This is a genomic window from Actinomycetospora chiangmaiensis DSM 45062 (genome assembly GCF_000379625.1).
Classification (GTDB): Bacteria; Actinomycetota; Actinomycetes; order Mycobacteriales; family Pseudonocardiaceae; genus Actinomycetospora; species Actinomycetospora chiangmaiensis.
Genome location: NZ_KB903219.1, coordinates 135,051 through 147,528, shown reverse-complemented (window position 1 = coordinate 147,528; position 12,478 = coordinate 135,051). Strand labels below are relative to the sequence as shown.

The following is a 12,478-nucleotide window of genomic DNA, read 5'->3' as shown; positions in this document are numbered from 1 at the left end:
TTTCCCACCCCATGTCAGGACGCACCACGTGCTGACCTCGGACTCGGTCCCGCCGACCACGCGCGCCGCGGACGAGGGCACCCGACCCGACCCGACGTCGGGACGGGACGACGAGCGCGTGCTGCGCCGCTGGCGCTGGATCGCGATCCTCCTCGGCGGCCTCGGCTCCGTGCTCGCGGTGGTCTACCCGTTCCTGCCGGTCGTGCAGGACACCGCGACCATCCAGTGGCCCAGCGCCACGAACGGGACCCGCTCGGTCGACGCGCCGCTGGTGGCGTTCCGCCCGCAGTCGATGACGGCGACGATCCCCTGCGCGGCGATCCGCAGCCTCGACGCCCGCACCTCGCAGCGCGCGACGGTCTTCTCGACGACGCCGCCGCTCTCGCCGCAGGGCGCCCAGGTCGGCATGCAGCTCTTCGTCGACGACGGGCAGCTCACCGTCGCCGACCGCGGCCAGCAGGCCGCGCAGGAGCCGGTCCCCGGCGGGCCCTGCAACGTCACGATCACCTCGGACTTCAACGAGACGGTGATCAACCTCGGCGCCGGCGCGGACACCACCCTGGGCGGGGACTTCCGGCCGCAGGTCGTCGGGATCTACTCCGACCTCGACCAGAACCGCGACCCCGTCGCCGGCACCAGCGTCTCGATCACGCCGGACACGCGCTTCCAGACGACGGCCACCGAGCTCAAGACGGCGGCCGGCATCCTCGCGATCCTCTGCTTCCTCGGCGCGGTGTGGGCCCTGCACGTGCTCGACACCCGCGCCGGTCGCCGCGCCCCACGGCTCGCCCCGCGCCGCTGGTGGGTGCCGACCTGGCGCGACGGCGTGGTGGTCGCCGGCCTCGCGGTGTGGGCGGTCATCGGGTCCCAGACCTCCGACGACGGCTACATCCTCGGCATCGCCCGGGCCCGCGAGAGCGCCGGCTACATCGGCAACTACTACCGCTGGTTCAACGTCCCCGAGGCACCGTTCGGCTGGTTCTACGAGCTGTACGCGGTGTGGGTGCAGGTCAGCGACACGGTCCTGTGGATGCGCCTGCCGTCGGTGTTCATGGGCATCGTGTCCTGGCTGCTGATCAGCCGGGAGATGCTGCCCCGCCTCGGCCAGCAGGTGCGGCGCTCGAAGGCCGCGGGCTGGGCCGCCGCGATGGTCTTCCTGATGTTCTGGCTGCCCTTCAACAACGGGCTGCGCCCCGAGCCGGTCGCCGTGATCTCGGCCCTGCTCGCGTTCTGCGCGGTGGAGCGCGCGGTGGCCACCCGCCGGCTCGCCCCGGTGGCGCTCGGCCTCGTCGCCGCCGCGTTCGCCCTCGCCGCGACCCCGACCGGCCTCATGGCCGTCGCACCGTTCCTCGCCGCCGCCCGACCGCTGTTCCGGCTCGTGCAGGAGCGGGTCCGGCGGCTCGGCTGGCTGCCCGTGCTCCTGCCGATCCTGTCGTCGGGGCTGATCGTGCTGACCGCGGTGTTCGCCGACCAGACCTACGCGGCCGTGATGGAGGCCAACCGGGTCCGGTTCCTCATCGGGCCGAACTACACCTGGTACCAGGAGGTGGTCCGCTACGAGTCGCTGTTCTCGGTCTCCGCGGACGGCTCGCTGGAACGCCGGGCCCCGGTGCTGCTGCTGATCCTCGGGCTCGTGGTCTGCCTGGTCGTGCTGCTGCGCCGCAACCGCATCAAGGGTGCGGCCCTCGGACCCTCGCAACGCCTCATCGGCACGACCCTGCTCGGCTTCCTCGTCCTCGCGCTCACCCCCACCAAGTGGACCCACCACTTCGGGGCGTTCGCGGCCCTCGGGTCGGGCATGGCGGCGCTGACCGCGCTGGCCACGTCGTCGGACGTGCTGCGCTCGCGCCGGAACCGGTCGCTGTTCCTCGCCGCGGTGTTCGCGACCCTCGCGCTCGCCTTCACCGGCCCCAACACGTGGTGGTACACGAACAACTGGGGCGTCCCCTGGAACGACAAGCCGCCCTCGTACCACGGCCACCAGGCGTCCACGCTGCTCCTCGGGGTCGCCGCCGTCTTCCTCGTCGTCGCGGCCATCGAGCACCTCCGGGGCATCCCGGAGGAGCGACGCGACCCGGCGTCGGGCCAGGCCTCCTTCCTGACGACGGCCTCGGCGCCGCTGCGGGACCGCGTGCGCCGGCTGCGGGGGTCGCGGTCGGCGAGCGCGGTCGAGCGGCGCGCCCGGGCGCTGCGGCTCGGGTCGGCGCCGATCGCGGTGATCTGCGGGGCGCTCGTGCTGTTCCAGATGGGGTCGATGGCGAAGGCGATCGACAAGCAGTGGGACAGCTTCTCGCTCGGCGGTGACGTGCTGCGCACCGCGTTCTCGTCCTCGTGCGGGCTGGCCGACCGTGTGAAGGTGGAGGGCAGCCCCGCCGCCGGGATCCTGCCCGTCGCGCCGCCGTTCACCGGGGTCGTGCCCTCGGCTCGCGGGGTGCTGCCGATCGTGGCGCCGCAGGTCCCGCTCGCGCCGGGCCAGCAGCCCGCACCGCTCCCGCCGGACACGGTCCCCGCGTCCAGCCCGCTCGCCCAGCTCGTCGACCCGAACCCCGTCAACGACGGCTTCCACGCCGAGGGCGCCGTCCCGCCCACCGGCGGCGGCACCGGCGTCTCGGGCTACGAGTACACGCTGCGCAACGACCTGTCGTCGCAGGTCCTGGGCACCTACGACCCCACGGGGCGGGCCACCGGCACGCTGCGCACGCCGTGGCAGTCCGTGGACGACTCGCTGCGCTCCGGGAACACGCCGCTGGTGATCTCGGTGGCGGGCCGGCTCGACGGCGGGAACAGTCTGTTCCTGCAGTACGCCAAGCGCTTCCCCGACGGCCGCATCCAGATCCTGGGGTCCGACCAGCTCGGCGGCGGGAGCGGCAACGAGCCGCCGTGGCGCGAGATCAAGGTCAACCTCGCGAGCGGCAAGGGCGCGACCGCCGACGAGGTCCGCCTCGTCGCCCAGGACCGTGCGCTCGGGCCGGACGGCTGGCTCGCGATCGCCCCGATGCGCGGGCCGAAGCTCGTGCCGTTCACGCAGGCGGTCGGGACCCAGCCGGGCTACCTGGAGTGGCCGGTGCAGTTCGCGTCGCCGTGCCTGAAGCCGTTCGACGTCTCCGACGGCATCGCCGAGGTGCCGACCTACCGGCTCATCGCCGACGCCTCGCAGTTCCGCATCGGTGGCGAGACCTGGTCCCAGCCGTCGGCCGGCGGCCCCATGGGCTGGATCGAGGTGCTCGAGCGCCAGCAGGACGTGCCGTCCTACCTCGAGGGCGAGGCGTCCCTGGACTGGGGCCGCATCGAGGCGCTGGAGCCCTACGCGCCAGGGACCGTCGCCCCGGACGTCGTGCACGGCGAGAAGACCGTGTGGGGCAATCACAGCGAGGGCGAGATCGGTGACCCGCCGCCCGGGATCCCGTCGCCGGAGAGGTGAGCTTCGCTCCTGTGAGTACTAATCCGTGTTCCAGCACGGATTAGTACTCACAGGCCGCAGGCACCTGGAACCGATCGGTCTCGGTCGCAGTCCAAGCCCGTGTGACAGCGGAACTCCTGGAGCTGGCGGCCGCGCAGGACGGCCTGCTCACGCGTGAGCAGTTCCTCCGGTACGGCGTGACCGACGAGATGATCGAGGCCAACGTCGGGGCCCGGCGCTGGGTCCCGGTCCTCCACGGGGTGTACGCGCTCTTCACCGGCGAGCTGGCACCGCACGTCCGACGGCGGGCGGCCCTGCTCTTCGTGTGGGGGCCGGCGGCTCTGAGCCACGGTTCCGCGGGCGCGCTCTGGGGCTTCCCGGGCTGTCCCGACGACGGGCCGGCGCACGTCACCGTGCCGTACACGTCCTCGGCCCGGGGCTGCGCGGGCGTCGTCGTGCACCGGAGCCGGGCCTTCCGGTACATCGTGACGGATGCCGACCCGCCGGTGACGACGAAGGCCCGGACCCTCGTCGACCTCGCCGTGGCCGCCGCGGGTCCGCGGGATGCCATGCGGGTCCTGACGGCGGGTGCCGCCGCCCGGCGGATGGACGGCACGGCGCTCCTCGAGGAGCTCACGGACCGGCCACCGCGTCGCTACGGCAAGGCCCTGCTCGCAGCGGCGACGCTGCTGGTCGAAGGCGTGGAGTCGACGCTCGAGGCGGACTTCTCGCACGACGTCCTCACCGCGCACGGTCTCCCGCACGGCGTCCGTCAGGTGCCGCGGATCGTCGAGGGCCGACGTCGCATCGAGGATCACGAATGGGAGCTGCCGCTCGGCACCCTGACCGCCCGACTCGACGGCTGGCGCTTCCACGCGAACCGGCGCACCGCGTACGCCGACCGGCAACGCGACAACGCCGCCGAGATCGAGGGGCGGGCGCGGTTCTCGTTCGGCACCGAGGAGGTGGGCGACGCCTGCCGGACGGCGGCGCTCCTCGCACGGCGCATGACGCAGCTCGGATGGGAGGGGGAGCTTCGGAGGTGCCCTGCCTGTGAGTACTGATCCGTGTTCGAGCACGGATGAGTACTCACAAGCGTCAGCTCCTGAAGAGCACCCACTTCATCACCACGAAGTTGATCGTGGTGGCACAGGCCTGGGCGACGAACCACGACAGGATGGACGCGAACAGGGGCGGGTTCACGGTCGGCGCGTGTGCGAGGTGCAGCACCAGCGACGCGACCCCGACGTTCACGGCGAAGGTCGAGCCGTAGAGCACGAGGAAGCCGACGAACTTCGCGCCGCCGCCCGAGGAGGCGGCGAAGGTGAAGCGCCGGTTGAGCAGGTAGGCCGTCGTCGTGCCGAGGATGAACGACACGCCCTTGGCGCACGGCGCCCACACCCCGAGGGCGAGGAGCAGCTGGTAGACGCCGAGGTCGACGCAGGCCGCGACGCCGCCGATCACCACGAAGCGCAGCAGCTGCGCCCTCAGCCCCAGCGCGACCGGGGCGATGGCCGCTTCCGCGGGGCCCACGGCGTTCTCCTCGACACTCACGCCTCCCGATGGTAGGAGCCGCCCCCCACCGGCCCGTCACCGCACCGTCGATACCGTTGCCACCCATGGCCGTCGTCGAGGACACCCCTGTGCGCGCCACGGAGCGTCCGCCGCGATCCACGCCCCGTGCGACGGTGCGCTCCGGCTGGTTCCTCGCGGCGCTCGCGGCGGTGACCGTGCTGCTGGGGGTCGCGATCCCGTTCGCGCCGGTCACGGCGGACAACCCGGTCGTCACGTGGCCGAAGGCCGGCCAGCCCGCGGCGTCGACGAGCGTGCCGCTGGTCCCCTACCGCCCGCTCGCCATGACCGCCGAGGTCCCGTGCCAGGCCCTGCGCGGCGGCGGCGACGCCCTGCGCACGCAGCCGGACAGCGCCGGCACGCCCGGGCGTGGGCTCACCCTGTCGAACTCGGGCGGCCGGGTCACGGTCACCAGCGACGGCGCCACCCTCGTCGACGAGGTCCTGCCGCTCACGCCGTGCGTGTACCGCTACGCCAACGACGGCACGACGACCACGCTCTCCCGCGACGGAGTGCAGCTCTACGCCGCGCCGGGCCAGGCCCCGCAGGTCGCCGAGCTCGCCACGGACGCCCCCGGGACACCGGGGCTCACGGCCACGATCCACCCCGACGACCGGTACTCCAGCGTCCCGTCGGGCCTCAAGCTGACGCTGCTGATCCTGCACGTCCTCGCGCTGGCGGCCACGCTCGTGCTCGCGACCCGGCGCTGGTGGGGACGTGGGGACCGCGGGTTCGTCCGGCCCCGGTTCCACGGCGCCGACGTCGCGGTGGGCGTGATCAGTGCGGCCTGGGTGATCCTCAGCCCGCTGCAGAACGACGACTCCTGGTACCTGCTGATGGCCCGCAACGCCGGGGCCACCGGGTTCGTCGGCAATCAGATCTACATGTTCGACGCGACGGAGAACCCGTTCGTCGGCAGCCAGTACCTGATGTCGATGTGGGGGTCGGTCGGGAACTGGCTCGGCATGCCCGGGTGGGGCCTGCTGTGGATGCGGTGCCTGCCCCTGCTGCTCGGTCTGCTCACCTGGTTCCTGCTCCGCGGCGTGCTGTCCACGGCGCTCGGACGCATCGAGCGCCGCCGCTGGGTGCCGTGGACGCTGCTCGGGGCCCACCTCGCGTGGTTCCTGCCCTACGGCATGGCGCTGCGGCCCGAGGTCTTCATCGTCCCGGTGTTCGCGGCCGTGCTGCTGCTCGCGGAGATCGCGCGCCGGCGGGAGGCCGTCGGCCCGCTGATCCTCGCCACGGCGCTGGCGGCCCTCTCCGTGACCGTCTCGCCGTCGGGCCTGGTCTCCGCCGCACCCGTCGTCGTGACCCTCCCCTGGCTCTTCCGGTGGCTGCGGACGACGAGCTGGCGCACGCGGCTCGGCGTCGTCGGGGCCGTGATCGCGGCCGGCACCGTGGCCATCCCGGTGGGCTTCGGCGACGCGACCCTCGGGGACGTCCTCGAGGCGACGAACGTGCACTCCTGGTACTACGTGACGTTCCCCTGGTACGAGGAGTGGGCGCACTACCGGACCCTGATCGAGACCGGGACCTGGGGACGCCGGCTGCCGGTGCTGCTCACGCTGGTCCTGCTCGTGATCGTGTCGATCGGCTCCGGACGGCGCGGCCGTGCCGACGGCCCGATCCACGCCTACACGCTCTCCACCGCGGTGACGACGGCGGTGGCGCTCTTCCTGCTCGCGCTCGGCCCGACGAAGTGGGTGAACCACTTCGGCGCGATCGCCGCGCCGGGCACGCTGCTGCTGACGCTCGCGATGCTGCAGACCCCGCTCCCACGGCGCCCGGGAGCGCTGGTCACGGGGGCGGGCGTCGCGCTGCTCACGGGCGCGACCGTCCTCGGGTTCGCCGGGCCGAACACCTGGAAGCCCTACTCCGACCGCGGCCAGCCGTTCGGCAACCACCTCAAGGCCGGTCCGTCGATGCTCGACCTCGAGAAGCTCGCCCCACACGTCGGCTCGCTCTACCTGCGGCAGTTCTTCTGGTGGGTCGGGCTCGCCGTGCTGGCGGCCCTGTTCGTGGCGTGGCGGCGGGGCCACCGGAAGCCCACGTTCGGGATCACGCCGGACCGCGCGGTCCTCGTGCCGTCCGTCGTCATGACCGCCCTGCTGATGGTCGCCGTGATGGCGTACGCGCCGGTGGTCCAGGCGCCGGGCTGGTCGGTCGCGGGGTCGCAGCTGCAGGCGCTCGCCGGGCGGCCGTGCCAGCTGTCGAACTCCGTGCAGGTGATGGCGCGGACCCCCGTCGACCTCGGTGCGGCGGTCACCCCCGCCGTCCCGACCGGGGACTTCGCCGTCACCGGGCCGGGCAACGGCAGTCCTGACGAGGCATCGGTGCCGGCGCCCGGGCCCGCCCCGGGCGGCAGCGGACCCGTCCTGTGGAACGACGCGGTGACCACCGACCCCGGGCTCCCGCAGCAGGGCACGGGCCTCGGGACCCTGACGACGGGCTGGTACCCCGTCCCCGCGCAGTCGACGGCGACGCACGTCGTGGTGCCGGTGGCGGGCAACGACCCGAACTCGCAGCGGGTCGTGCTCGAGTTCGGCTACGGGCCGGCCACCGCACCCACCCGGACGACCGCCGTCACCGTGAACCCCGCATCCGGTCTGACCGCCCGCCAGTGGCAGGAGGTCCCCGTCCTGCTGCCGGGCGACCGGCCCACCGCGGTGCGGATCGTGGCCGAGGACCGGGTCGCGGGGCCCGACACCACGCTCGCCGTCGCCCCGCCGCACCTCGCCGCCATGCAGCCGGTGCAGTCGCTGGTGGGTCCCGACGACGGATCGGGTCCCCCCGTGTTCGCCGACCAGCTCTCCGCCGTGCTGTGGCCGTGCGTGAACCAGGTGGCCGTGATGCACGGGATCGCGCCGACCCCGCAGGTCCGCCTGCAGGCCGCCGAGAACACGCCCGACTTCATCCTCACGAACCCGACCTACGAGTCGTGGGGCGGGACGATGGTCCAGTCCGAGCGGACCTGGGCGACCGTGCGCATCTACTCCACGGTCACGCCGGGCGGCCCGCCCACGCTGCAGTGGGGCAACGTCGACCGGATCGTCTACGACCACCCGACCGACGGCTACGACCTGACCGTCGGCTCGGTGTCCCGCTGCGGCCTCACCCGGTTCCCGACCCTCGCGACGGAGGCCTACTCGGGGCGTGAGTACCTCGGCTAGATCCCCGCTGCGTCAGGTCGCGCTCGTCGCGGGCGTCGTCTCGGTGCTCGCGGCACTGGCGTTCCCGTTCGCGCCGGTGACCCAGCCGGTGGTCACCTACACGTGGCCGACCGCCGTGGCCCCGACCGGCGCGGCGATCCCGATGCTGCCCTACCAACCGCAGTCGCTCGACGTCACCGTGTCCGCCGCGGCGGCGCGAGCGGTCCCCCGGGGCACCGTGCTGTTCTCGACCGCCCCGCTCGTGTCCGATCCGCTCGCCGAGCCGATCCAGGGCCTGACGGTCCGGGTCGACGCGGACGGGGCCCTCGACGTCACCTCCGGTGGCCACACCTTCGACCCGGCCCCGGCGGACGCGCTCCGCGTGGACTCGACGATCGGGGCGACCACCCTGACCGTCGACGGCCGCGAGGTCGCCCGCGCCGACGGGGACGTCCGCCCGACCGTGGCGGGCGCGTTCACCGGTGCGGCGACCTCGGCCGGGCTGGATTTCTCGGCGGTCGGCGACACCCGGTTCCAGACGACCGCGAGCGGGTGGAAGGTCGCGCTCGGGATCGTCGCGGTCCTGGCGTTCCTCGTGGCGCTGGTCGCGCTGTGGCGGGCCCCGTCCCGTGGCAGCGACGCGTCGTCGCTGTCATCCAGTGGCAGGGAAGCCACATCGTCAAGGACCCGCCTGGCCGACCTCGGCGTCGTCGGCGGCCTGCTGGTGTGGCAGGTCATCGGCCCGCTCACGGTCGACGACGGGTACATCGCCGGGATCGTCCGCTCGCTCGGGCAGAACGGCCAGGTCGGCACCGTCTTCCGGTGGCTGAACTCCCCGGAGACGCCCTTCGGCTGGTTCTACGAGGTCCTGGCGCTGATCGCGGGCGTCGACCCGGCCCCGTTCTGGCTCCGCCTCCCCGCGACCGCGCTGGGCATCGTCGGCTGGTTCCTCCTCAGCCGCTCGGTGCTGCCCCGCCTCACCGTCCCGACGACGCCACTGCTCGCCGGCGTCGTGTACCTCGCCTGGTGGCTGCCCTACGACCTCGGCGTCCGCCCCGAACCGTGGGTGCTCGTCGGGTCGACGCTCGTGTTCGTGCTGGTGGAGCGGGCGATCGAACGGTCGAGCCCCGTCGCGCTCGTCGGTGCGCTCGCGATCGCCGGGTTCACGCTCGCCGTCACCCCGACGGGCCTCATGGCGTTCGTGCCGCTGCTCGTCGGCGCGGCCGCCCTGCTGCGGCTCGTCGACCGCACCACCCTCGTCGTCGGGATCGCCGCCCTCGGCCTCACCCTCGTGCTGGTCTACGCCGGGCAGACGTGGGCCTCCGTGCTCGACTCCGTCGGCATCCGCACCCTCATCGGCGGCGACCGGCCCTGGACCGACGAGTACGTCCGCTACACCTCGCTGCTCACCGTCGGCGACGCGGAGGGCAACCTCGGCCGGCGCGCCCCGGTGCTGCTGCTCGTCCTCGCGTTCGCCGCCCTCGCCTTCGGCGCCCGCGACCGTCTCACCGGCACCAGCCGCCGCGTCGTCGTGGTCACGCTGCTCTCGCTCGTCTCGCTCGCCTTCACCCCGACGAAGTGGACCCACCACTTCGGCGCGTTCGCCGTGCTCGGCACGGCCACCACGCTGCTCGCCCTCGACGCGTGGCGCCGCTCCCTTCCCGGCAACGACGCGGACGAGGGTCGCCGGCTCCGGCGGGCCTCCGTCGGGGTCGCGGTGGCCGCGGGCGCGTCCGGGCTGACGCTCGCGGGCTACAACCAGTGGCACTGGATCTCGAGCTACGCGATCACGTGGTCGACGCTCTCCCCGCAGCTCGGCGGGATCCGGTTCGCCGACGCGGTGCTGGTGCTCGGCGCGGTCGCGGCCGTCGTCCTGGCGATCCTGGCGCTGCGACAAAGCGGCGAACCTGCCACTGGACGCCGGCAACGACGCTTCGCTGCCACGGCGGGCGGGTGGGCCCCCGGACTCGCCCTCGCCGTCGTCGTGCTGGTCGTCGCGATCGAGGTGCTCTCGTTCGCCCGCACCGCCTACCAGCGGCGCGACTCGTACACGCTGGCGTCGGACTCGATCGCGAGCCTCACCGGCCGATCGTGCGGTATCGCCGACCGGCTCCGCGTCGAGCGTGACCCGCTCGCCGGGCTCCTCCCCGCCGACGGGCCCGGGCCCCTGCCGGCGGTGACCCCCGACGGGCCGACCATGGCCGGCGCCGACCTGCCCGGCTGGCGCGGTCCCGACGTCACGACCGGCTGGTACCGCCTCTCCGGCCGCGCCCCCGCGGGCGAGGCGCCCGGACCCGTCGTCGTGACCCTGACCGGGCCGATCGTCGCGGGCGACGTCGTCGCCGAGTTCCGCGACGCCGGCGGGCAGGTCACACGCGTGCCGCTCGACGAGAACGCGACGCAGTACGCGGAGTCGGCGAGCGTCGACGCTCCCCGCTCCCGCGACCTCCGCCTCGACCCGGGGCTGTCGGCGGGCCACGAGGCGGTCCGCCTCGTCAGCAGCGTCGACACCCCGGCGGACCAGGGGTTCTCGGTGCCGCGCATCGCCCGCCTCGTCGCGTGGAACGAGGTCCTCCCGCCCGGCGTCCCCGCGGCCGTCGACTGGCCGGGCGCCTTCCTGTTCCCCTGCACGCCGTTCCCGACCCTCCGCGACGGCGTCGCCGCCCTCCCCGGCTGGCGGGTCTCCACCGACGCCCGCAGCGAGGCGCAGTCGGGCTACATCAGCTACACCGCCTCCCAGGGCGGGCCGTGGCTCACCGCGCGGGCGCTGGTCCGGCAGGTCCGGTACGCGGTCTACCTCCCCGGCCTCCCGCTCACCGACATCGCGAGCCTCGAGCGCTGGGTCCCGACGGTGCCGCTGGTGGCCCCCGCGGTCGGCTCGCGCGACGTGTCCCACAGCGGGTTCTCGACGCCGGGTCCGCTCTCGATCGGCCAGAGCTAGCCCTTACGGCTAGCCACGTCCAGCCGCGCGCTAGCCTCGACGACGATGGCTCGCACCGAGAAGACCCTGGTCGGATGGGCCCGCACCGCCCCGAGCCGGGCGACCGTGCTCTCCGGCGACGAGGTCACGTCCGACACCCAGCTCGCGGAGGCCGTGACGACGGCAGGTCCCCGCGGCGTCATCCCGCGCGGCCTCGGCCGCTCCTACGGCGACCCGGCGGTCAACGCCGGCGGGCTCGTGGTCGACATGACCGCGCGCCACCGCATCCACGCGGTCGACGCCGAGAGCGGGCTGGTCGACGTCGACGCCGGCGTCTCGCTCGACACCCTGATGAAGGTCGCCCTGCCGTTCGGGCTGTGGGTCCCCGTGCTGCCCGGCACCCGCCAGGTGACGATTGGCGGCGCGATCGCCAGCGACATCCACGGCAAGAACCACCATTCGCACGGCAGCTTCGGCAACCACGTCGTGTCGATGGACCTGCTGACCGGCACCGGCGACATCCGCCGGCTCGAGCCCGAGGGCCCGGAGTCGGAGCTGTTCTGGGCGACCGTGGGCGGCATCGGCCTGACCGGCATCATCCTGCGGGCGACGGTCCGGATGACGAAGACCGAGACCGCCTACTTCGTCGCCGACACCGAGCGCACCGCGAACCTCGACGAGACGATCGAGCGGTTCTCCGACGGCTCGGACGAGGCCTACGACTACTCCTCGGCGTGGTTCGACTCGATCTCCACCGGGCCGAAGCTCGGCCGGGCGGCCCTGGGCCGGGGCTCGCTGGCACGGCTCGACGAGCTGCCCGAGAAGCTCCGGCGCGACCCGCTGAAGTTCGACGCGCCGCAGCTCGCGACGCTGCCCGACGTCTTCCCGAACGGCCTCGCGAACAAGGCGACGTTCTCGCTGATCGGCGAGCTGTACTACCGGAAGACCAAGAACAAGCGCGGCCAGATCCAGAACCTGACGGCCTTCTACCACCCGCTGGACCTGTTCGGGGACTGGAACCGGGCCTACGGCTCGAAGGGCTTCCTGCAGTACCAGTTCATCGTCCCGCTGGCCGCCGAGGCCGAGTTCCGCTCGATCATCGCCGACATCGCGGCGTCCGGGCACGTCTCCTTCCTCAACGTGTTCAAGAAGTTCGGCGAGGGGAACCGGGCGCCGCTCTCGTTCCCCATGCCCGGCTGGAACATCTGCGTGGACTTCCCGATCGTCGACGGTCTCGGCCGGTTCTGCCGCGACCTCGACCGCCGGGTGCTCGCGATGGGCGGCCGGCTCTACACCGCCAAGGACTCCCGCACCGACGCCGCCACGTTCGCCGCGATGTACCCGCGGCTCGACGAGTGGCGCAAGGTGCGCGACGCCGCCGACCCGGACGGGGTGTTCGCCTCGGACATGTCGCGCCGGCTCGCCCTGACCAGCTGA

At 73.4% G+C, this 12,478-nt stretch carries 6 protein-coding genes; 5 read left to right on the top strand and 1 reads right to left on the bottom strand.

What is annotated here, in order from left to right:
- Positions 1–28 precede the first annotated feature (28 nt).
- A complete protein-coding gene (locus tag A3CO_RS30865; protein WP_018331767.1) occupies positions 29–3,421 on the top strand; it encodes an arabinosyltransferase domain-containing protein in 3,393 nt (1,130 codons plus the stop codon).
- A 101-nt stretch (positions 3,422–3,522) separates the two neighbouring features.
- Positions 3,523–4,464 (top strand): hypothetical protein, encoded by a 942-nt coding sequence (locus A3CO_RS30860; protein WP_018331766.1) that lies wholly within the window; start codon positions 3,523–3,525, stop codon positions 4,462–4,464.
- A 34-nt stretch (positions 4,465–4,498) separates the two neighbouring features.
- Here A3CO_RS30860 and A3CO_RS0108205 read toward each other — a convergent pair whose 3' ends face one another.
- Entirely contained in the window at positions 4,499–4,954 is a 456-nt protein-coding gene (locus A3CO_RS0108205) for a GtrA family protein (protein ID WP_033413997.1), read from the bottom strand.
- 65 nt (positions 4,955–5,019) lie between these two features.
- On the opposite strand from A3CO_RS0108205, the gene A3CO_RS30855 reads away from it, so the two are divergent.
- The 3 genes from A3CO_RS30855 to dprE1 are packed head-to-tail and all read left to right on the top strand — an operon-like array spanning position 5,020 to position 12,478.
- Positions 5,020–8,142: an arabinosyltransferase domain-containing protein gene (locus A3CO_RS30855; RefSeq protein WP_018331764.1), complete on the top strand. Its 3,123-nt coding sequence runs from the start codon at positions 5,020–5,022 to the stop codon at positions 8,140–8,142.
- The gene (locus A3CO_RS30850; protein WP_084681632.1) at positions 8,126–11,062 is read left to right on the top strand and encodes an arabinosyltransferase domain-containing protein; all 2,937 of its coding nucleotides are present in this window, start codon (positions 8,126–8,128) and stop codon (positions 11,060–11,062) included. Before A3CO_RS30855 ends, A3CO_RS30850 begins: the two co-directional genes overlap by 17 nt.
- 45 nt (positions 11,063–11,107) lie before the next feature.
- The gene (gene dprE1, locus A3CO_RS0108190) at positions 11,108–12,478 is read left to right on the top strand and encodes a decaprenylphosphoryl-beta-D-ribose oxidase (RefSeq protein ID WP_018331762.1); all 1,371 of its coding nucleotides are present in this window, start codon (positions 11,108–11,110) and stop codon (positions 12,476–12,478) included.